21 protein-coding genes are annotated in these 22,114 nt (G+C 44.8%); 15 read left to right on the top strand and 6 right to left on the bottom strand.

Annotated features, from left to right (window positions below):
- The first annotated feature begins 132 nt into the window (after positions 1-132).
- The 4 genes from AAC978_RS09975 to AAC978_RS09990 all read left to right on the top strand — a co-directional run bounded on the left by AAC978_RS09975 (position 133) and on the right by AAC978_RS09990 (position 3,919).
- Positions 133-432, top strand: coding sequence for a phasin family protein (locus AAC978_RS09975; RefSeq protein WP_341547888.1), 300 nt, complete (start codon positions 133-135; stop codon positions 430-432).
- 39 nt (positions 433-471) lie between these two features.
- The gene (locus AAC978_RS09980; RefSeq protein ID WP_341547889.1) at positions 472-2,148 is read left to right on the top strand and encodes an ABC1 kinase family protein; all 1,677 of its coding nucleotides are present in this window, start codon (positions 472-474) and stop codon (positions 2,146-2,148) included.
- Between the two features lie 87 nt (positions 2,149-2,235).
- Complete coding sequence (locus AAC978_RS09985; RefSeq protein WP_341547890.1) at positions 2,236-3,324, top strand: GNAT family N-acetyltransferase; 1,089 nt, start codon at positions 2,236-2,238, stop codon at positions 3,322-3,324.
- A gap of 1 nt (position 3,325) precedes the next feature.
- A complete protein-coding gene (locus tag AAC978_RS09990) occupies positions 3,326-3,919 on the top strand; it encodes a DNA-3-methyladenine glycosylase family protein (RefSeq protein ID WP_341547891.1) in 594 nt (197 codons plus the stop codon).
- A 192-nt stretch (positions 3,920-4,111) separates the two neighbouring features.
- On the opposite strand, the gene AAC978_RS09995 is transcribed toward AAC978_RS09990, so the two are convergent.
- Both AAC978_RS09995 and AAC978_RS10000 read right to left on the bottom strand, forming a co-directional pair.
- Entirely contained in the window at positions 4,112-4,345 is a 234-nt protein-coding gene (locus AAC978_RS09995) for a DUF2922 domain-containing protein (RefSeq protein ID WP_341547892.1), read from the bottom strand.
- Positions 4,346-4,379: 34 nt separating this feature from the next.
- Positions 4,380-4,604 (bottom strand): DUF1659 domain-containing protein, encoded by a 225-nt coding sequence (locus AAC978_RS10000; protein WP_341547893.1) that lies wholly within the window; start codon positions 4,602-4,604, stop codon positions 4,380-4,382.
- Positions 4,605-4,827: 223 nt separating this feature from the next.
- On the opposite strand from AAC978_RS10000, the gene AAC978_RS10005 reads away from it, so the two are divergent.
- Positions 4,828-5,712: a DUF3102 domain-containing protein gene (locus AAC978_RS10005; RefSeq protein WP_341547894.1), complete on the top strand. Its 885-nt coding sequence runs from the start codon at positions 4,828-4,830 to the stop codon at positions 5,710-5,712.
- A 219-nt stretch (positions 5,713-5,931) separates the two neighbouring features.
- On the opposite strand, the gene AAC978_RS10015 is transcribed toward AAC978_RS10005, so the two are convergent.
- Complete coding sequence (locus tag AAC978_RS10015) at positions 5,932-6,162, bottom strand: hypothetical protein (RefSeq protein WP_341547895.1); 231 nt, start codon at positions 6,160-6,162, stop codon at positions 5,932-5,934.
- A 157-nt stretch (positions 6,163-6,319) separates the two neighbouring features.
- Between AAC978_RS10015 and AAC978_RS10020 the strand changes: the two genes are divergently transcribed.
- Positions 6,320-6,667 carry a DUF6954 family protein gene (locus AAC978_RS10020; protein ID WP_341547896.1) on the top strand — a complete coding sequence of 116 codons (348 nt, stop codon included), beginning with the start codon at positions 6,320-6,322 and terminating at the stop codon, positions 6,665-6,667.
- An 85-nt stretch (positions 6,668-6,752) separates the two neighbouring features.
- Positions 6,753-8,135 carry an aspartate kinase gene (locus AAC978_RS10025; RefSeq protein ID WP_341547897.1) on the top strand — a complete coding sequence of 461 codons (1,383 nt, stop codon included), beginning with the start codon at positions 6,753-6,755 and terminating at the stop codon, positions 8,133-8,135.
- 86 nt (positions 8,136-8,221) lie between these two features.
- On the opposite strand, the gene AAC978_RS10030 is transcribed toward AAC978_RS10025, so the two are convergent.
- Positions 8,222-9,847, bottom strand: a complete 1,626-nt coding sequence (locus AAC978_RS10030) for an FAD-binding protein (protein WP_341547898.1) — start codon at positions 9,845-9,847, stop codon at positions 8,222-8,224.
- 177 nt (positions 9,848-10,024) lie between these two features.
- Here AAC978_RS10030 and AAC978_RS10035 point away from each other — a divergent pair, with 177 nt between their 5' ends.
- Positions 10,025-10,933, top strand: a complete 909-nt coding sequence (locus AAC978_RS10035) for a LysR family transcriptional regulator (protein ID WP_341547899.1) — start codon at positions 10,025-10,027, stop codon at positions 10,931-10,933.
- Between the two features lie 60 nt (positions 10,934-10,993).
- Here AAC978_RS10035 and AAC978_RS10040 read toward each other — a convergent pair whose 3' ends face one another.
- Positions 10,994-12,175, bottom strand: a complete 1,182-nt coding sequence (locus AAC978_RS10040) for a THUMP domain-containing class I SAM-dependent RNA methyltransferase (protein ID WP_341547900.1) — start codon at positions 12,173-12,175, stop codon at positions 10,994-10,996.
- 335 nt (positions 12,176-12,510) lie between these two features.
- On the opposite strand from AAC978_RS10040, the gene AAC978_RS10045 reads away from it, so the two are divergent.
- Positions 12,511-13,167, top strand: a complete 657-nt coding sequence (locus tag AAC978_RS10045) for a lysostaphin resistance A-like protein (RefSeq protein WP_445900301.1) — start codon at positions 12,511-12,513, stop codon at positions 13,165-13,167.
- 85 nt (positions 13,168-13,252) lie between these two features.
- On the top strand, positions 13,253-13,528 hold the full coding sequence (locus tag AAC978_RS10050; RefSeq protein ID WP_341547902.1) for a hypothetical protein: 276 nt from the start codon (positions 13,253-13,255) through the stop codon (positions 13,526-13,528).
- A gap of 192 nt (positions 13,529-13,720) precedes the next feature.
- Here AAC978_RS10050 and AAC978_RS10055 read toward each other — a convergent pair whose 3' ends face one another.
- On the bottom strand, positions 13,721-13,903 hold the full coding sequence (locus AAC978_RS10055; protein WP_341547903.1) for a DUF1540 domain-containing protein: 183 nt from the start codon (positions 13,901-13,903) through the stop codon (positions 13,721-13,723).
- 130 nt (positions 13,904-14,033) lie between these two features.
- Between AAC978_RS10055 and AAC978_RS10060 the strand changes: the two genes are divergently transcribed.
- The 5 genes from AAC978_RS10060 (at position 14,034) to AAC978_RS10080 (ending at position 22,090) form a co-directional block, all read left to right on the top strand.
- Positions 14,034-16,385 (top strand): type IA DNA topoisomerase, encoded by a 2,352-nt coding sequence (locus tag AAC978_RS10060; protein WP_341547904.1) that lies wholly within the window; start codon positions 14,034-14,036, stop codon positions 16,383-16,385.
- Between the two features lie 135 nt (positions 16,386-16,520).
- A complete protein-coding gene (locus AAC978_RS10065) occupies positions 16,521-17,225 on the top strand; it encodes a hypothetical protein (RefSeq protein WP_341547905.1) in 705 nt (234 codons plus the stop codon).
- 118 nt (positions 17,226-17,343) lie between these two features.
- Positions 17,344-17,907, top strand: a complete 564-nt coding sequence (locus AAC978_RS10070) for a TetR/AcrR family transcriptional regulator (protein ID WP_341547906.1) — start codon at positions 17,344-17,346, stop codon at positions 17,905-17,907.
- Positions 17,908-19,017, top strand: coding sequence for an efflux RND transporter periplasmic adaptor subunit (locus AAC978_RS10075; protein WP_341547907.1), 1,110 nt, complete (start codon positions 17,908-17,910; stop codon positions 19,015-19,017).
- Positions 19,007-22,090, top strand: a complete 3,084-nt coding sequence (locus tag AAC978_RS10080; protein ID WP_341547908.1) for an efflux RND transporter permease subunit — start codon at positions 19,007-19,009, stop codon at positions 22,088-22,090. Before AAC978_RS10075 ends, AAC978_RS10080 begins: the two co-directional genes overlap by 11 nt.
- Positions 22,091-22,114: the final 24 nt, after the last annotated feature.

Below are 22,114 nucleotides of genomic sequence, written 5' to 3' on the forward strand. Positions count from 1 at the left end.
GCTTTATATGAATAGCTTTATATGAATACCTTTTCATGAATACCTCTATTAGTAATTCTACGAATCTTTTGTGGTCATCTTGAGAATACTAAGCTATAGTTTTCACTCGGCATCGTCAGGAGGTAGTAAAAGATGAAGGAATTGTTAAAGAAAGGTCTGGCTCTAGGTTTAGGATTTGCTGTCGTAAGCAAAGAACAAATCGAGAAGACGATTGATGAGTTGGTAAAGAAAGGTGAGTTATCGGCTAATGAATCCAAGGAACTAGTCAACGAGCTTATCGAAAAGGGCAAAGAACAGCAAAGTGAAGTTAATACGAAGCTCAAAGAGCAGGTTCAGCAGATTTTGAGCGAGCTTAATCTGCCCAGTAAAGCGGACATCGAGAGACTGGAAAATCGCCTCACCCAATTAGAAAAGGAACCAACACAGGAGTAAATTATTAATTAATTATACCGGATGGCTAGAGGAACCGAGATGATTAGTAGAAGAATTCGTCATGCTCATCGTTATCGTGAAGTCGCAACAATCCTTGCTCGCAATGGTTTTGGCCTCATCCTTGAAGAGATGGGGCTTATTAATTTAATTTCATTTTCCAGGAGAATTTTGCATAAGGAAGAAGAAGTGGATTCCAGAACCCTTGGTCAACGTCTGCGCAATGCACTTGAAGAGTTGGGCCCTACCTATATTAAAATCGGCCAAATTGCCAGCACAAGGCCTGATTTGATACCAGAATATCTCATCAGGGAACTGGAAAAACTGCAAGACCAAGTTCCGCCCTTTTCTTTCGTTGAGGTAACGCAAATTATCCGCGAGGAATTGGGAGGGGCTCCTCAGGAGATTTTTCGACATTTCGAGGAGAGACCGCTGGCTGCGGCCTCCATCGGCCAGGTTCACTATGCTGTGCTTAAAACGGGGGAGAAGGTGGCAGTGAAAGTCCAACGCCCCTTGATCAACGATACCATCGAGACTGATCTGGAGATTCTCTCGGATCTGGCGGCCTTAGCAGAAAGACGAATGGACTGGGCAGCCTTTTACCATGTGCGCGATATGGTCGAAGAGTTTGCCGCCTCGTTGCGTAATGAATTGGATTATGAAATTGAAGGTAGTAACGCAGAACGAATCAGCAGACAATTCGTTGAGGATTCGTCGATTTATATCCCTAGAGTTCATAAAGAATATTCTAGCAAGAGAGTATTAACCCTTGAATATATTCAAGGCGTAAAGCTCAGTCAATTTCAAGACCTAGCTGAACTTGGTTATGATCGTAAGGTTCTCGCCGAGAATCTGATCAAAGCCATGTTTAAGCAAATCCTTATTGAAGGCTTTTTTCACGGGGATCCTCATCCGGGGAATATCTTTGTTCTACCAGGGCAAGTGATTGCCTTAATCGACTTCGGTATGATTGGCAGACTTTCCCCCGATATGAAGGATCATTTTGCATCTCTTGTTATCGGTATGATGCGACGCAAGACCGAGGACATGATCGAAGCTGTATTTGCTATGGGGATTGTGCCTGAGGATATCGATCGTAAAATTCTGTTTCGGGATGTGGATCTCTTACGGGAAAAATATTTGGATGTACCCTTGAGCGAGGTACATCTCGGTACTGCCGTCAATGATCTATTTAAAGTGGCCTTCAAGCATCGGATTATTATCCCCACTGATCTGGTGTTACTGGGTAAATCCCTGCTGAGCCTTGAAGGAATCGTCGAGCAGTTGGATCCCGAGATCAGCATTATCGATATTGCTGAGCCTTTCGGTGAGCAGCTATTCTTCGAACGCTTAAATCCCCGTTTTATTGCCGAAAAGAGCTATAGACATGTCAAAGAGTACTTAGAATTGATGCTGGATCTCCCAAAACAAGCCAGGGGAATTTTCAATAGTATCCAACGGGGTAAGATCCGGGTGGAGATTTACCTGCCTGAGTTAGCTACTTTTATCCGCAAGCTAGACCGCATAAGCAATCAGCTTTCTTTCAGCATCCTCTTATTGTCCTTTAGCATTATGATGACCGGTTTGATTATCGCCTCAGCTCTGGGCAATGAGCCCCTAGTCTTCTGGAGAATTTCGGCCATCGAGGCCGGCTTTATTGTGACTGGGCTAATGTTCCTTTTACTTCTTGTGTCAATTCTACGTTCAGGGAGATTTTGAACATACAGAAGTGACAAAAAAGATCAGGCAAGTTACAATTGAAGCAATACCCTTGAGGTTAAGACGACTTAAAGGAGCAACAAGCTAATGATTAAAGGGATAATCTTTGATTTAGACGGAACTCTTGTGGATTCGCTGGTGGATCTTGCTGATTCGATGAATAGAGTTCTCAAGAATAAGAACTACCCTACCCATTCCTTGGCAGAATACCAATACTTCATCGGCAATGGGATTCGCAATCTGGTCCGCGAGGCTTTGCCAGAGGCTGCGCAAGATGAGGTGGTAATTACTCAGTGTTTTGAAGCCATGATGGAGGATTATACCCAGCACTGTTTAGATAAAACAAGGCCATATCCGGGAATTATTGAACTTTTGGAGCAGGTCAATCATAAAGAAATAAAATGCGCGGTCCTTTCTAATAAAGTAGATGATTTAACGAAAAAGATTGTCCGTGAACTCTTTCCGAAGCAAAGGTTCGAGGAGGTCATCGGGACGAGATTTGACATACCAAGAAAGCCTAATCCGGAGGGTGCCCTCTTGATCAGTGATAGCTTGCAAATCCCGACTTCGGAGCTATTATTCGTGGGGGATACCGGGGTGGACATGAAAGTTGCCCAGAATGCCCAGATTCGCTCTGTGGGTGTAACCTGGGGTTATCGAACCAGAGAAGAATTGGTGGAACATGGCGCTCAGCACCTTATCAGCGACCCCAGTGAACTGTTACAGTTATTGAATGGAGAATATCAGATGAGAGTAGTTGAAATCAAAGGTAATGAACGAGAGGATGCCTTTCAAATTCGCAGAGAAGTCTTTGTTGAAGAACAGAGGGTTCCTTTGCAGGATGAGTTCGATGAGTATGATGAGCCGGGAGCACCTGCCCGTCATATTCTTGTAGAGTATGAAAATAAGGCAGCGGCCACAGGTAGGGTACGCTGGGTAGGAGATACAGCCAAACTGGAGCGGATATGTGTCCGTGCCTCTCTGCGAAAATACGGTTTAGGCAGTGTCGTTGTGCAAGCCCTAGAAAAAATCGCCCAAGAGGAGGGCTTCCATAAGGCCAAGATTCATGCTCAGACCCAAGCCCAAAGCTTCTATAATAAACTAGGCTATGTCCAAGTATCTGAGGAATTCATGGAAGATGGGATTCCTCACATTGTGATGGAGAGGAAATTGTAGAATGATTTTTCCATACGGCTTAAAAGAAATTGAATACTTAAAAGCTCAGGATCCGGTTCTAGGGCAAGCTATTGACCAGATCGGCATGATTGAACGGGAGGTTACCCCACAGCTCTTTGAAGCCTTGATCTCCAGTGTGGTCAGTCAGCAGATTTCTAAAAAAGCCGCTGAGACCGTATGGAACCGGCTGCAGACCCTCCTCGGAGAAGTCAATGCCGAACAGATCGACCGAACTGAGCTAGAGGCTATTCAAGGCTGTGGTATGTCCATGCGCAAGGCTGGATATATCAAAGGGATCGCTGAGGCCGCCCAGAGGGGTGAGGTGGATTTCGAGAAGCTTCCTACCCTAAGTGATGAGGAGATCATCAAATTATTGCCTGCTCTACCCGGAGTGGGAGTGTGGACAGCAGAGATGTTGCTCATTTTCTCCCTTTGTCGACCTGATGTGGTGAGTTTTAAAGACTTGGCCATTCGGCGGGGAATGATGAATTGTTATGGACTGGATGAGCTGACCAAGGAAACCTTTGAGCATTACCGTCAGAAATACTCGCCCTATGGCTCAGTGGCTTCACTTTATCTTTGGGCCTTATCTTAGTGGAATGAAGTTCCTGAACTTTATACGATATATTCTTGATCTCTTCCAACTGTCCATGACCGTATAAGAAATAAAAAGCAGCCCTCTTTGTCAGAGAGTGCTGAGTATTAACTGCCGGCCAAGTTACTTGTCCGGCAGTTTGCTTCTTTGGCATATTACATGGGAATTAGTTGCCAATACAGTCAGTTAAGCTTAGGGCGCGTCAAAAAGGTCGTTTGTTGTTGTATCTATAATTTTGACATCCCTTGTTCCTGTAAGAGCACCGCCGGACGTAAAGAAAATATCGCTACTGACAATCGTATCCATAACGGTTAGGACCTCAGCTTGGGTTAGGTCTTCCCGAGGGTTGGAAATTGTAATCGAAAATGCTTGACCGCCAACAGTGGAGAAACTTAATCGTGCCACTTTGCTTGTGGTGATAGCCATGAACTTGCCTCCCTTCTCAAGATTTTATTTCTGGTTACTCATCGGAGAGCTGGAAGTTTCTACTAAGATTTACATCGATTACTGGGTGCAACGTCAAGCTAAATAAAGCCTGTGCCACATCATAGAGAGCTTGTTCCGAGGCATCATGCCGCACATTAGTTAAGCCTTTTTGTCTAGTTATTGGGGCACCGGCGGGAGTGGTCCCGCTCTGATACACAACGACTAGAGTAGAGGCCAGGGGTGTTGAAACAACAGCCATCGCTTTCGCTCCTTCCTTTTTTAATGACAGACCGCTTCAATGAAATCCGGCATGTCCGTATATTCTATGATTTCGCATGTCCAATGGTTACGGTTTGAAAATATTAGGACCTGTCCCAGAATGGACAACGTTGTCCATTCTGGGACAGGCCTTGATGAGATTTTCACTTTAGTCAGGTTACCGCCATATGATGTGATTAAAGGACAAGAGAGGATGGGGTAACTTGAGCAATTTAAGCATAGAACGTACACCGCTGGTTATCGCAGCAGAGATAAATACAATTAAATATCAGATGGAAAAGATCTTTCTCGCTCACGCTATCGAGATTGGGCGTCGGCTGAAGGAGGCTAAGGATCTACTTCCCTATGGGGAGTGGGGTAAATGGCTCCAAGAGTCGGTGAATTATTCCCAGAAAACTGCTGATCGATTTATGCTTGTTTTTGATGCCTACGGGAGTAATCAGTTTCCTTTAACCGAAGGCAATGGCGCACAAAAACAGGCACAGACACAAGTACAGGCTCAGGGAATGCCGAATTTGACTTCCTCGCAGGCCTTGATTCTCTTGGGGCTCCCGCAACAGGATAGGGCCCAGTTCATGATCGATATGGATGTGGAAGGCATGAGCACCCGTGAGCTAAAAAAGGCGGTTGACAACTGGAAACAAACCCAAGTGGAAAAGGACCAAGCTCTTGAGGAACGGGATCAGGCACGGCTGAATAATGCGAATCTCCAGCAAGGACTGAACGAGGAAAAGGATAAAAACGCTGAGCTGGCAGGGGAACGCGATATGCTGAGGGCTGAGGTGGATCGCCTAAAGAAGGACAAACAGAAGCTTGAGCAGGATATAGAGAATAAACAGGCGGCCTATGACAAGCTTAAAGAAAGAATAGGCTACAAGAATATCGAAAAAATGAGTGTCAGCCTTACTGAAGCGTATAACAAGGCGGAAGCCAATAAAATTGCTTTCTTATACGACAGTCTGGACAGAACATTTAAGGAACTAGCCTATGAGATGACTGGGTTAGCAGCTAAGAATCCGGAGGTGCATAGTATGTATAAAGAAAAGGTGAGAGATTTTCTACTCAAGGCCATGAAAGAGAAGTGGTGAGCGAGTTGGATACCTGACGTATTAATGCTGTCTCGTGTCTGGGTAGAAATATGCTACCAGCGCCTCGTATTGATCTTGTGCCGACAGGCAGGTATCCATGAGATATCCCTTTTCTACTTTGAATCCTTTGAGCCCACGGTAATAAAACAACGTATGCTCGTGAGCAATGATAAAAATTTAAAAGAGGTGGTTCCCATAAGTGGAACCACCCCAGGTTATTTATCCTCTAGAACGACGGGTAGGGAGATTCTCGGTGAAGGTCTGCTGTTGAACGGGTGCTTGTTGAACATTTAAGAATTGAGTGCTCTGTTGAACGGCATAAGGGGGGCGAGCAAAGCTCTGAGTTGGTTGAACGTTGTAGAGTTGAGCGTGTTGGCCGTGTTGGCCGTGTTGGCCGTGTTGGCCATGATGGCAGGGATGGGGGACGCAGCATTTGTTAAAAAGATGCATTAAGATTCACTCCTCTATTCAAAATAAGATGAACTCAAAAAATCAGTTCCTTCTAGTGGCAATATATGGAAATATATCCTCTTGGAAAGTTGACCACCGTGATTATTTTGGATAGGATAGTAGAAACCCTGTAAAACTCAAACCAAGGAGTGAGATGATGAAGAAAGTATTTTGGTATCTGATTGCTTTTTTACTAGGAATATTGCCTGGATTCTTTATTGTTTTTAACTCAGTCTTTTCCGACCCCAGCGGCAACATCTCGGAGCGACTCGTTACCTATCTGTTGGTGATTGTGTCCTTTGGAGTTCTAGGCTTCTTATTGGGACGTACTCGGGAAAACCCATGGATGATGGGGACGATGCTCAGTTTGTTTTCGATAATTATTCTCGTTTTCTATCTATTCAAGGAACCGGGTTCACTGCTGTTGATCCTTAGTTATTTAGTACTCACCTTTGTATCATCCTATCTAGGTGCAAAATTGGGGGTTCCGAAAGCAAAAGGTTGAAATTGCATCTTGTTGGTGGATAGTGACTGTATTATAATAATGGATATTGTTATTTAACAGTGATCTTAATCTGATGAGGTGTTTTATGTTAACGGTAGAAAAAATCGGGGGTACTTCGATGTCCCAATTTGGGGATGTTTTGAAAAACATTATTGGGGAACCGGGTTCACAGCGTTTTAGCTTTGGCAGAGTATATGTTGTCTCTGCCTACTCTGGTGTAACCAACAAACTTTTAGAGGATAAAAAGACCAAGGCTCCGGGAATCTATCGCCATTTTATCGGCGGAGAAGATTGCGAAGAAGCATTAAATCTATTATTGCAGGATCTACTTAAGGTTAATGAAGGATTCATTAGCATTGGTTTAGATTATGAAGTGGCTAAGGAGTTTTTAACCGAACGAATCAATCAGACCAAATCCTATTTGCATAGTATGCATGAGATTATTTCCTCAGGTTATGTGGATCGGGAGAATATATTCTCAGCAGCTCGGGAGCTTTTGGCTTCACTAGGAGAGGCTCATTCGGCTTTTAATTCCGTCAACATCCTGCAAAATCGCGGGATACCCGCTCGACTTGTGGACTTAACGGGTTTTCGTGATTCCCGCCAATTGACTATTGAGGAGCGGATTACAAAAGCCTTTAGAGATGTGGATCCCTTCAAGGAGATCGTCATCGTCACCGGATATACCAAGGGCAAAGAAGGCATTATGCGTCAATTCGAGAGGGGCTATTCGGAGATCACTTTCTCACGAATCGCAACTCTTCTCCAAGCAGACGAAGCCATCATTCATAAAGAGTTCCACTTATCATCTGCCGATCCCAAGATTGTGGGCGTGGGGAAAGCTATTCCTGTAGGTCGTACCAACTATGATGTAGCTGACCAGCTGGCAGATATCGGTATGGAAGCCATCCATCCTAATGCATCGAAGCCTTTGGAAATGGCGGGAATCAATCTGCGTCTGAAGAACACCTTCGAGCCGGACCATCCGGGGACATTGATATCCAAGGATTATATTGGCCCCGAAGCAAAAATTGAGATTATTGCCGGATCGGACAAGGTTGTGGTGGTGGAAATCCATGACTCCTTAATGGTCGGGGAAGCAGGTTACGATAAGCGGATCATGGAGATGTTCATGGAGCATTCCATAAGCTATATCATGAAAGCTACCAACGCCAATAGTATCTCCTTGGTGATCTGGGAGCACGATTTGGCCGAGGATTTGGTTTCCGAGTTGAAGGAGGCATACCAAACCGTCACCGTTCTACCTGCAGCCATCGTCTGTGTGATCGGTTCCAATATTGCTGTTCCTAATATTTTGGCACGGGCTACAGGTTCCTTAGCTAGAAATCATATCAACGTGAACTGCGTGTCTCAATCTCTCCGTCAGGTGAATATGCAATTTGTCATTGACCGGGATAAGTACACCAATGCAATTTACCATCTGAATGAAGATTTGTGCGTAGGTTAAGTTTAAAATTAAGGTTTAAGTGCGTTAATACAAAAGGCCGTTGCAAACGAACTAGAATGTTCGCAAGCAACGGCCTTTTTGAATCCTTAGATTTTCTTTAGTTCAAACATATGATTGACTGCTCGATATGCCCCATAAGATCCTGGTCCAATGGAAGATCCAGCACCTGGATAAGCACCACCCAGAGGATTCGTTGCGCTAGTACCACTAGCATAGAGACCTTTAATGGGATTCCCATTAACATGAAGGACTTGGAAATCGGTATTAACCCGTAGTCCACCCCGGGTTCCGAGAGAAGAGGTGGTTAAGCGAGCAACATGATAGGGTGCGGTAATTTTTCCTAGGCAACGATTTTTAAGGTCGTTTGCAGCTACGTTGTTATTTTCATAAACCCCTGCGCCACGGCCAAAGTCTTCATCCACGCCAGTTTCGCAGAAGGTATTAAAACGTGCCACTTCATCTTTAAGAGCTACCGCATCAATGCCATAGTGCTCAGCTAAGGCGTCTAGTGTATCAAAGCTTTCTACAAAATCAGGTTTTTCTTCTTTGCCCATGGGCCAAGGTTTTCCGAGCTCTTTAAACCCTTCAGAGAAAATTACGAATCCTGGAATGTTGGCAAATGCAAAAGTCTTCATATCATAAGCAGAGAAGACTTCTTTCATAGTGCCATAGCAATGGGATTCATTAGCAAAGCGACGACCACGCTTGTTGACGATCATGGAGTAAGGAGCGAAGGGTCCCCAAGTCCAAAGGGTTGTACGGTCACGTTCGGTAGCATCTTTAGGAACATAAGCCATACCACCATGGGTTTGGGTCATGCACTCAAGGTCAGCTCCGATAGTCATACCCATTTTAATAGCATCGCCGGTGTTTGTTTTAACAACCATGCTACCATGTATTGGGGTGCGTAAGAACCTGCGGCACATATTTTCATTACGGTCAAAGCCACCAGCAGCCATGAGTACCCCAGTTTTTGCATGGACTTTGATTTCCCCGCTGGCAGTTTTTGCTTTAACACCGATAACAGCTCCGGCATCATCGAGAATCAGCTCAGTTACTTCGGTTTCGAGAAGAATTTTTGCACCGCCTTTTTCAAGTTCGGGTTTGTAGATTTTTTCCCAGAGATCGATAGCAGGAAGGGGGCCATCTCCGTCGAGATTCTTCCATTGCATGCAACGACGACGATCATCTTGATGGAAGGGGAGTTCGTAAAAGTCCCCTTTACCAGAGTTAGCAACAAATTGGTATCCCCAGTCTTTTTCGACGTTTTCAAATACTTTGGGAGCATTGCGAATGTAGTCAAGCTTTTGATCATCTGTTGTGTCACCATATACATCGGCTTTTCGCAAATATTCGAGGACCTCTTCTTCAGAGAAGTCAGCACCAAGATCCCCAGTGCCTAATTTATGGTTACGAGGTACCCACATGGTGTTACCACCGGACATAATAGTCGTTCCGCCAATTGAACCCGCTTTTTCGAGAATAATAACACTTTTGCCATTACGAAGTGCTTCAACAGCCCCGAAAACACCAGTACCTGAGCCTACAAGTACCATATCTGCCTCATGATCCCATGTGATTGCATCAGTTGATTTTCCAGCATCAGATGCACCAGATGCAGTGCTGCAACCGGTTAAGGTTGCTGCTACAAGTGCAGTTGTCCCAAGTGCAGCCTTCGATAAGAAACTACGGCGATTCATTGAGTTACTCATTTTACATCTTCTCCTTTACCACTTTCGCAGAGTTAAACTACTTTTAGTCTTTTTTCTACACAATCTACCTAGATTGTACAAAACTTTACAATTTACATGATAACAATTATAATTATTAAGTACAAACAAATCAATTTTGCAATATTGCAACTTTCAGTTGAAGGTCGGTGGGTAATAATGGATATTAGACAGATTCATTATTTTGTTGAAACAGCAAAATACGGAAGCTTTTCCCGTGCCGCTAAAGGATTATTTGTTTCTCATCAGGCTCTTAGTAAATCCATTAGCCTATTGGAGAAGGAGTATCAATGTCAACTTTTTATTCGCATGAATAATCGCTTGGTCCTTTCTGATGCAGGTCAGCAAGCTTTACCCCGTGCTAAGAAGCTGTTAGAGTCTTATCGTGAGCTTGATCATTCCTTCAAGAAGTTAGCAGAGGCTGAGAAGGGGGTTTTTAGGGTGGCGGTTGCCCATAATGTGCTGACTCTTCTCAAGATCGATATGTTTAATGAGTATAGTCTTAAGTATCCGCAGCTCAAGCCGGATTTTATAGAATTACCTGACAAAATCGTGGATATCTATATAGAAGCGGACCAGGTTGACGTTTGCTTTAATATCAACACCTTGCCTAACCAAGAGGACTATGAATCGATCTTGCTTTTGGAAAGCGAGCTTTGTGTTTTTGATACTAAAGAGGAACAGCACTCAAAAGGTGGGAATTTTGCCCAATTAGAGGAATTGAAGAATAAGAAAATTGTGATGCAGGGTGATTGGTATAAAGCCTTTGATATCCTGATGAAGGATGCCCAGGCTGAACAAATTGGCTTGAATGATGTTTTAAAAACTGCGGATACGGCACTAACAGTGGAAATGATGTCTTTACCTGGATATGTATCAGTGGCTCCCTATGCCTTTTTTGGTATACGCAAGAATTGTTGCGAAAGGGCAGTACCTTTTAGGCCTTCTCTCCCTTGGAATGTTTATCTGAGCTATAAGAAGTATAAGGTGTTACCGAAACCCGTCGAGAAGTTTATTGATAATCTCAAGCGCAGTTATCCTGTGCAGAACCGCCTTGCTCCTAGGTAACAGAAGAGCCTGCGTTAAAAATCTTCAGACAGAAGATTATTGCGCAGGCTTTCTCTATAGCTACTCTTTGATTAAAGGAGAAGATGACACTTCTTCATTTTCGCGAGGGCGTCTGGGAGGCTTAGGTCCGAAGAACTGATAATAATGGCACTCCAAGCGGCCATTGTAGAGCTTTCTGCTTTTATCCCAGCGGCGACCGATCAGAAGCTCAGGATGCTTGTCTGTTGTGATCATATGCAAGGACCAGGTCTCTAACTGTTTGAAGGTTTCACCCAGGTCGCGATAGAGTTGTTTAACCTCTTCTTCTTCACCTAAGCGTTCCCCGTATGGGGGATTCGTGATGATATGACCATATTGAAAACGAGAGCGGACTTCAGCGGCAGGTAGGCGTTGAAAGAAGATTTTATCGGTAAGTCCGGCATCCTCGCAATGAGCTCGGGCTAGCTGGAGGGCTTTGGAATCGATATCCGAACCGTAAATATGGAGCTCCTGATCCCGCTTATAAAGATCTTCAGCCTCTTCGCGAGCTTCTTGCCACAATTTCTCCTTAATCGTGGGCCAAGTCTCGGCGACGAATTCACGCTTAAGACCGGGTGCACGATTTAGGGCGATCATAGCAGCCTCGATCGGAATCGTACCTGTGCCGCAGCAAGGGTCGATTAAGGCGCGATCTGCCTTCCAGTAGCTAAGGTTTATCATAGCTGAGGCTAAGGTTTCCTTCAAAGGAGCTTGACCTGCTAGCTTACGATAGCCGCGCTTATGTAGTCCGGCACCGGAGGTGTCGATGGTTAAAGTGGCAATGTCCTTTAACAAAGCGACCTCGATCTTGTACTTGGGACCGGTTTCTTTAAACCAACTGATGCCGTAAACCTCTTTCAGCCGTTCGACGATTGCCTTTTTGACGATGGCTTGACAATCAGAAATGCTAAAAAGCTTCGACTTGATAGATTTTCCCTCCACGGGGAATTCAGCATCGATGGGTAGCCATTGTTCCCAGGGGAGGGCTTTGGTTTGTTGGAAGAGCTCTTCAAAGGTCAGCGCTTTGAATTCGCCCATTTTTAGGAGCACACGCTCTGCTGAACGCAACCAAAGATTACTTCGACAAACTCCTAGTTCATTGGCCATAAAGGTAATCTTGCCGTTTTCAACTTTCGTATCTGTATAGCCAAGATTATGGAGCTCTCGATTCACTATAGCTTCAATGCCAAAGGCGCTGGTGGCAATTAGTTCGATTTTAGCCAAGCTGGTATCACCCTTCATTCAATAAATTCTTCTTCTATCATAATGACTGAAACGCAGAAAGGCAAGTCAAGCACATTTATTTGGGTAATTTATAAAGTAGGAATTCGCTTGTCAACTAACGCAAATCCAGATAGGATAAGCATAGGGTAATACAGGGGTATAACAGACTACGGCAGGGATAAGATAGAGCATTGCGACGATAAGACAGAGCACAAAATATATGAGACAGAGCACTAAGTAGATAAACACAGAGTAGTAGTACGGGGCTAAAACAGTGTATAGCGAAGATAAGCTTACAGCACCACGTGTACAAAGGAGGAAATACAGTGTCCAATATGGAGGACGATCATCATCAGCTTCAGCAGGAGACTCAACTTCAGCAGGAGACCCAGCTTCGAGCGGCTCTACTTCCTTCTTTTTGGCTTACGCAGCTTTTGCTCTTGATTCCCGGAGGAGGACTCTTTTGGCTATTCTATCTTCGGAAGGGCTACACTTTACAGAATTTCTTCTCTTGGGATAATGCTGTGGGTATTTGGATTCTAGGAACTGCAGTGGCGATTTTGGGAATGGGCATTCAACTCGTCGCATGGCGAGTTTTTCCGGTGGATGCTTTCGATGACGGGGGAGTAAATCGGCTCTTATTGGAGTTGCCAACCTCGACTCTCGGCCCCATGTTTTTGGTCGGTGCCTTCTCGGAGGAGCTTTTGGTGCGTGGAGTGGTTCAAACAGGCCTTAGCACAGCATTCGGACCGATCCAAGGGATCTTTTTCACTAGTCTCTTATTTACTGCCATGCATATGCGCTATCTGAAAAAACCGGTTCTTATGAGTGGGGTATTTCTCATCAGTTTGATCCTATGTTCGCTCTACGGCTTGACCGGCACCCTTTGGGCCACGGTCTGGGCTCATTTTCTCTACAATTTGGGAGCCTCCATCTTAGCCAAAAAGTACTATCTGCCCTTTCTACAAACCAGCCAAACGCCCGAAGATTAGAGTCAATTGACAAACATTCCCTCTATAAGTCTTTGCCTAGCCTAAGGTATAATTAAGAAAAGAGGTACAAGATGAGGGGGATTTAATGTTTAGTCAAATGATGCTACCCGGTCTATTGCTGGCCATTGGCTTTGCTGGATTGATATGGTGGATTTTAGAGCACTTTACCTCATTAAACCCCTCGAAGATCGATGGAATTGCTGTAGTTGGTGGATTGGCCGTGTCCTTTATCATCTCATTAAGCATGCGAGGTCTCCTGAGTCAACCGATTCAGGTCGTTTCGGCAGTGTTCGTTCTTGTCTTTAGTTATGGATTTGTTCAATGGCAACAGCGGCGGAAAATGACCCGTGATCAACAGTAGGTTAGTGGGGATCACTTTTGGATGACAAGATGATCTGCATAAGGGATAAGATAATTTGTATTAGAAGTATTCAGATACACGAACAAAAAAGAGCAAGGCCATCTGAGCTGAACCCAGCTCAAATCCTTGCTCTTTTCTGTTTTAAAAGGGTTTTGGCAACTCAGGATGGAATAATCATTTATTGTCGAATGATTACTTCAAGGTCCCATTAGGAACGAAGGTTGCGCAGTCGGTCATTTCAGAGGTTTTAGCATTGGGAGCTTGAACTTCGATTTCTTGAGCATAACAGTGGTCATTTCCCCAATAATGGCAGCTGTTCACTACACATTTGACTCCTTGAAGATGGGAACTTATTTTGTCAATTCGTCCAGGCATTAGCATGTCCTCCTTTTTTCTCAGGCATTAATACACGCCTGATACACTACATAATCTCCCACAAAGTTTATTTTTTATGAGAAGAAAATATTAGCTGAAGGAAATTTTAGATATTTGAGGTGGAAGAATTTTGGGCAAGACCTTACTTGTTGCCGAGAAACCCTCCCAAGCCAGAGAATATGCCAAGACTCTTGGCGTAAAGGGCAAAGGAGAAGGATATTTTGCGAATGAAGAGTACATCATTTCCTGGTGTATTGGTCATCTCTTTGAGCTGAAGTCTCCCGAGACCTATATGGATCTCGATAAGGTTGGCAAGCGTTGGGGTATCCACCGCCTACCGGTACTACCGCAGGTAGGGGAATTTAAGCACGGTTTAAAGCTCAGCACCCAAAAGCAATTTAAGGTATTGGAACGTCTTCTTAAATCGCAGGAGATTGAACAGGTTATCTGTGGGACTGACGCCGACCGCGAGGGACAGTTGCTTTTCCAAGAGGTTTGGGATGCGGTTGGCTGCCAGAAGCCGCTTTTTCGGCTCTGGATTTCGTCCTTGACCCAAGAGGCTATACGCGAGGGTATGGCGAAATTGCGCCCCTTTCACGAAGTAGAGGGCCTGGCGCAGGCAGGCTATGGGCGCTCCTATGGGGACTGGGATTTCGGGATGAATTTGACGGAAGGATTTAGCGCCCTTTTTGGTAGCTTTGATCCGATCAGAAAAAAACCCAATGTGATCTCCATGGGTCGAGTACAGACTCCGACCTTAGCCCTTGTTGTGGAACGAGAGTGGTCTATTCAGAACTTTGTACCCGTTTCCTATGTGGAGATTGAAGCAGAGTTTACAAGTGATAAGGGCATTTACAAAGGAAAATGGTTTGATCCGGCTGCAAAAAAGTCGCGAACAAGCAAAGGTCAAGCTAAGAGCCCAGAGGATAACCAGGAACAAGAGAAATCCTCCTTAGACTTAGCTCGGGGAAATGAGATCATCGACAAGGTTCAAGGGAAAATGGGAAAGGTCCATTCGATAAAAGAGAAGGAGAGCATGGAGCATCATCCTTTGCTGTTTGATTTAACATCTTTGACAGTTGCAGCTTCTAAACGCTATGGCTTTGGAGCGGAGAAGGTGCTAAAGATTGCGCAATCCCTCTACGAGAAGAAAGCGATTACTTATCCCAGAACGGATTGTAATTTCTTGCCCCCCGATTTATTACCTAAGCTTAAAGCACATGTACAGGCACTGCAGAACGGACCCTATGGGCAGTGGGCCGAGAAAGCTTTGGCCCTGCCTCTTCCCAAAGGGAAACGGGTCATCAATGAGATTACGGCTCACCATGCGATTATCCCAACCACGGAAAAGGTTGGCTCAAACTTAAGTCCGGATGAGGTAAAGATCTGGGAAATGATTGTGTTGCGGTTCCTAACCATCTGGTTTCCGTCGGCCCGCTACGCAGAAAAAGAGATCGTCACAGTAGTGGATAGCGAGTCGTTTATGACCAAGGGAAGGGTTTTACTGGAGGCGGGCTGGAAAGAGGTTGAAAGCTCAGCAAAGCATCCGGCTTCCTCAGGCAAGAGCAAGGACGAAAAAGAAAACGATGACCAACCGTCTGGGCTACTTCCCAATATGCTTAAGGATGACGAGGTTTTAGCCAAAAGCTGTCAGGCTCTCCAGAAGGAAACCAAACCACCGAAACGCTATACCCAAGGGGATTTGATCAAAGCCATGGAAGGTGCCGGTAAAGAGATTGAAGACGAGATGCTGCGTCAACAATTAAAAGGTAAAGGCTTAGGAACTGTGGCCACCCGGGCAGCGATCATTGAAAACCTTTTAGATCGGGAATATCTGGTTCAACAACAGAAGGTTCTCGCACCTACAGAAAAGGGTGTCGAGCTAATCGGCTTGATAAAAGAACGCTTGCCACAGGCACAGTTGTTAATCAGTGCGGAAATGACCGGACAAATGGAATATGAATTGGCGCAGGTGGAGCGGGGTGAAATTCCCTTAAGCCACTATATGTCAAGGGTAGAACAAGCCATACGCAATATTATTGAAGAATTGCGTCGCTTTGAATCCACCTATGGGAAAAAGCCTATTGCTTTTGGGGGAGATACAAAAAAAGGAATGCATAGTGAGAGGGCAACGAACATAAAGAGTACTCTACCGGAAAAAGAGCCTTTAAAGGGACAGGTGGTTGAAGTGCTGGGGATTTGTCCGAGCTGTGGCGGTGGAGTCGTCGAACGGGAAAAGGGCTATGGCTGTCAGAACTGGCAAACGGGATGTCCGTTCATAGTTTGGAAAAATTCAATCTGCGGGAAAGTACTAACCCCCACTCAAGTAAAAAGTCTCTTAGATAAGGGAAAAACTCCCTTGATTCAAGGATTTCGCTCCAAGACCGGAAAGAGCTTTCAGGCCTATCTGGTTTGGGAAAACCCTTCAACTGGAAAGCTGCGCTTTGAATTTGAGAAGAAAGGCGATATAGGGAGAAGGTGACAATTGACATTAATTTTGCTAAGATAAATTTAGATTAGAAAATGCTTTTTTTCTATAGAAGTGGAAAAAAAGCATACTCATTCGAATAAAATGAAGCAGGCTACCTTTGCTGTAGACATGAAGGGGGGAGAGAATATGGGAAGTAGCTGGGAAAGTATCGCTGTTGCTATTGTTATTATCCTCTTATTCTATTTTGGAAAGCGTTATGCCCCTCAAATCAAAGAGAATCAAAAACGAGTCAAAGTAAAACAACCCAAAGAGGAAAGTAAAGCCTTGGAAATGATTCTATCGAAAAAGGAAAATAAAGTTACCCAATCGAGGGCTTCTCATACATCAAGTACAGTGGCTAGCCTTGTTCTGCATCCCCACACCTTTGAGCGAGCCAAAAGAGAGTATTTACAACATGCACAGCGCTTTTTGGGTGCCTATGAGCTGTTATATTTATCCTGCTATGGAAATTTAGGCGGAGAAAGAAAAGTGCAGTTATTAAAGAATTGGGAGGAAGGAATCCTCAGCACAGACGCTCCTAATTTTATTCTGGCATGGAATACATGCGTTCAAAAACATTGTGGTAGGAATTTTTACAGCAAAGGAAATCCTAAAGGCAATACAATGGGAAATTCTAAGGAAAAAATTGATTATGAAGTGGTGGATCTGATTCTCCAAGATTGGCTTAAGCTTTTGCTCAAATGGGGACTTCATCGGGAACCCAGAGGGTATACCCAGTCTGAGTTGCAGGGGGGGGAACCCTTAGGAGCTACAGAACTAAATTATTACTGGCTACTTAATGGAGAGGTTCTCGAAGAAGGGCAACTAAAAGCACAATCTTCGGGACAATAAGCTCCGGGGTAGTAAAAAAGATGTTGATTAAAATCAACATCTTTTTGTTCTTGACAGGTAAAGAATCTCATAGGAAACTATAGATACTGATATAGTTTCCGCAGGGGAGGAGAAATATTTGCGCGATCGCATATTAGGAAAAGCTTATGAACTGATCCAGCGCTATGGCTTGCGTGGGTTCACCATGGATGATGTGGCCAGTGACCTAGGGATTAGTAAAAAGACGATTTACAAAGTCTTTCAGTCCAAAAATCAACTGATTAGCGAGCTGGTGGATAATATCGTTGAGATGGAAAAACGGACTTTTTGTGAAGCCATCGCTGAGCAAGCGACTTGGTTAGAGAAGTTTGAGGCCATGCTTACTATGTATACTCCAGAGGATATCCCTTTTCGACTGGTGGATGAGCTTTACCGTAACTATCCTCAAGAAAAAGAAAAAATTGAGAGATTGGCAGAGTTTCGACAAGCCATACTTTATCCTCTCATTGAAGAAGGTCAGGAGGAGGGGAAGATTCGCGCGGATCTCAATCCGGTGATTATCGTGGCCATGATCCATAATCTGTTTATGACACCGGCTGATTCGAAAATGCTGGAATCCCAAGATATTACGATTAAGCAGCTTCTTGAACAAATGAAGAATCTCTTTTTTCATGGGATTCTCAAGAATGGGGAGGACAACTAGATGTTTAGGACAAAAGCGTGGACCTTAACTTCATTTTTCCTTATCTTTACCTTCATACTCGCAGGCTGCACAGAGCAAGCGGCGGTGATCACTCCCGAAAAAGAAAAATTGATCCAAGTTCAAGAAGCTAAAGAAGAAAAGTTTCCTCTTGAATTACGCTATACTGGGCTGACCTCTTCTGGGGAGGTGGCGAAGCACAGCTTTAAGATTCCCGGCAAACTAAGTGCCATAACTGTAGAAAAAGGTAGTGCAGTAAAGGCCGGACAAAGGCTTGCTTCCTTGGATACCACGGAGTATAATTTGGCACTTCAAGCCGCGCAACTCGATGTCACCAAGTCGGAGAAGGCCTATCAAGAGGCTCAGAACAATTACCGAAAAATGGAACAGCTCTTCCAAGCTGGTGCCTTGGCGGAAGCAGATTTAATCAAGCTTAAGCTGGACCTTGATGTGAAGGAAGCAACCTATCAGCAAGCAAAGATTGGCCATCAAGCCAAACAAGTACAGCTTAACGATGCTCAGCTCTATGCCAATAAGGAAGGCTATGTAGTGGATATTCTTTTCCGTGAAGGTGAGATTATCGCCGCCGGCTATCCTGTGGTGGTGATTCGTTCCCCTGAACAGAAGGTTACGGTAGGAGTGTCCCAAAAGGACATTCAGAAGGTTAAAGTGGGAGATGCCGTCGAGGTTTCAGTTGATGGGAAAACGGTCAAAGGAAAAGTAGAACGACTTGATGCCGTCCCCGATGCACAGACCCGCACTTATAATGCAGAGATTCTTATCACTGAACCGTATCCCGAGGATTCCTTTTATCTGGGGGCCACGGCAGAAGTAAAGTTTGCTCAAGGTGAGGCTGCCGGAGTTTGGGTTCCTTTGGCTTGTGTCCTTAACGATGGTGAAGATTATATCTTTATCGTGGAGGACGAGCGGTCCGTTAAAAGAAACATAAAACTCTTGGATGTCCAAGGGTTCAATGTGCGGGTAGAGGGGTTGAAGAGCGGAGAGCAGTATGTAACCAGCGGCATGAAAACCTTAAAGGAAGGAAATAAAGTGAAGATCCAAAGTGAGGTTAGCCCTAATCAGCAAAGTGAGGTTAACTCCAATGAGCAATAAGAAGGGAATCATTTACCAAATTATTAAGAATTGGCGTTTTACGATTTTCTTTACGATGATTGCCATTGCTTTGGGCTTTTACAGCTATTATTTAGTCCCCAAACAGGAGAGTCCGGATGTATCGTCTCCTTATGCAGTCATCACTACCATTTATCCAGGGGCTTCTCCCGAGGATGTGGAAAAACTAGTAACCCGGGTAATTGAAGAGGGAATCAGAGAAGTGCCGGGCTACAAAACCTCGCAATCCATTACGAAAAACAGTTTGTCGGTTGTGGTGTTGGAGTTGGACTATGATGTGGATGTGAAGGAGGCTTGGAATGAGCTCGGGCAGATTATTGACGATGCCCAAGGAGATATTCCCGCGGAATGCTTAGACATAGAAGTCGATACAGAGCTTGTGGAAACGGCAGGTATGATTATCAGCCTTTCCGGTGAAGGGTATTCCTATGAGCAATTAGCAGATTATGCTGACCAATTCAAAAGCAGGCTCGCCAAAATTGATGGAATTTCCCGTTTTACCGTATCCGGGGTTCAAAATAAAGTGGCCAAGATCGAAGTCATGACCACGGAGTTAAATAAATACGATATCTCTCTCAATGAACTGGTTAGTCTAATCCAAGCCCAAAACCTACAGATTCCTGCTGGCTCCTTAAGCGATAATAAGGTGAAGGTTAATGTCACCTCCCCGGGTCTCTTCACTTCACTGGCAGATATCGAAAACCTGATCGTGGATGTTTCCAAAGAGACAGGGGCCCCCATCCGCTTGAAGGATGTGGCAAAAATCGCTTGGGATATCGAAGACTCCAGTTATCAACTCAAGCACAACGGGCAAAATGCGATTATGCTCAGCGGCTTCTTTGAGGAGAATCGCAATATTCTTCTCACAGGGGAAGAGATCCGGACTGAGCTGGATCAGATTAAAGCCGAAATGCCAGCTGGATTAGTTATTGACGAGATCGTTTACCAGCCTACAGATGTAGATATAAGTGTAGCCAAGTTTTTTAGAAATCTCCTAGAGGGTATGGCTTTGGTTCTCATCGTCGTCTTTCTGGGGATGGGTTTCCGGAATGCTTTGGTGGCTTCCACTGCGGTTCCTCTCTCCATAATTCTTACCTTTATTGCTATGTATCTATTGGGAATACAGCTTCATGAAATCTCCATTGCTGCTCTGATTCTGGCTTTGGGAATTTTAGTGGATGATGCCATTGTGATTATCGATGCTATACAAGTTCATATTGACCAAGGGTTAGAAAAAATGGAGGCCTGTATCAAGGGTATGAAACAGGCCGTGATTCCGGTTTTTTCTGCCACCTTAACCATCGTGGCAGCTTTTTCACCCATGCTTTTTGTCCCCGGTCCGGCAGGGGAATTCCTCAGGTCCTTACCCCAAACTGTTATTATTTCCGTCGTGGCGTCGTTTTTGGTCGCTATTACGGTTACCCCGGTTTTAGCCTATTTGTTCTTCGATAAGTTAAAAGAAGATAGCGGTAAAAAAGCGATCCTCCGTCGTTTTTATGAGTACTTCCTAAGAATTGGCATGACTTATAAGAAGACGACGGTTCTTGCCTCCGTTCTGCTCATTGCCTTAGCGAGCTATAGTGCCATGCAGCTTCATATTGAGTTCTTCCCTAAGGCTGATAAAAATGTCTTCTATATCAATCTTCATTCGGAAAGTGCCTCAGATATCGGGGCTACGGCAAAGCTTGCTAAGCAGGTGGAAGAGATTCTGCAAAGCAATGAGGAGGTCATCAGCTATTCTACAGCAGTGGGGGAGGGTTTGCCCAAGTTCTATATTACTTTACCCAAAGCTACCCCCTCCAAGGACTTTGGCCAGATCATGCTGAAAGTGAATCTGGAAAACAGTGAATTTACGAATAATGAAGAATTAGCTCTCCATATCCAAGAGCAGCTCGACGGGCAATTAGTTGGCGGAACGGCGGATGTGTTGCTCTTGGAGAAGGCTTTCCCCGGGGCTCCTCTGGAAATCAGAGTCAGTGGCGAGGATCCTTTGCAAGTTAGAGATGCCGTGGCCTTGATTCGCCAAGAGCTTGAGGGAATTGCCGGGTCCATGAATGTGGAGGATGATTACGCCGCCAATGAGTATGAATTTGTCGTGGATGTGGATACAGAGCGGGCCATTTCCATGGGCATGACCAATTATGATATTCAACGGCAGATCAATATCGCTCTAAGCGGCGTAGAAGCTTCCGTATTCCGCCTTGCCGGCAATGAGTACTCGATTATTGTCCAAGGGGATATAGAGACTAAGGAAGACTTAGAAAACCTAGCCATCAAATCCTCCCTAACCGGCAATAAGATGCTCCTGAAGCAATTAGGGGAAATCCATCTTCAATCCACTGTGCCGACAATTAACAAGTATGACGGGGTTCGGGCGGTGACGATTTCCGGTAAAGTTCAACCAGGCTTTAGTGCCGTGACCATCGAGAACACCCTGAAGCAAAGGCTGGAATCATCAGGCTTCGATTTTTCAGAGCTGACTCTGAGCTATGAAGGGGAAGCCAAGGATATCAAGGATAATTTCGGTAGTCTGGGCATCACCGCGATTTTTGCGCTCTTCCTGATCTATATCATCCTGATGATCCAGTTCCGCTCCTTTTTGCAGCCGGCAATCATTTTTATTACCATACCCTTATCCATCATCGGCGTAGTTGCCGGACTGATTTTATTCAGCCAGCCCTTATCCTTCACCGCTTTGGTAGGGGTAGTCAGCCTCATGGGTCTGGTTATTCGGAACGCCATCCTGCTTATTGAGTTTATCAAGTTAGCCCGGGAAGAGGGAATGACCATCGACGAGGCCTGCACCTTCGCTGTCCATCGTCGTTATCGTCCCATCATTCTGGCCGCGGTGACCACTGTGATCGGTCTGGTACCCTTGGCCCTTTCGGGAAGTGATTTATTCACCCCCATGTCCGTGGCCTTGATGTGCGGACTCCTAGTCTCAACACTCTTTACTCTAGTAGTTGTTCCGGTACTGTATAGTCTCCTCGTTAGGGAAGATAAAGAAAAAATATCTACTCCGTTGGGGAATCAGGACTTGGGGCAGTCTGTTTAGCTCTCCTAAGTTCCTCTAAGTGCT

The sequence above is a fragment of the Desulfitobacterium sp. THU1 genome (genome assembly GCF_038181555.1).
In the GTDB taxonomy this organism is placed as follows: domain Bacteria; phylum Bacillota; class Desulfitobacteriia; order Desulfitobacteriales; family Desulfitobacteriaceae; genus Desulfitobacterium.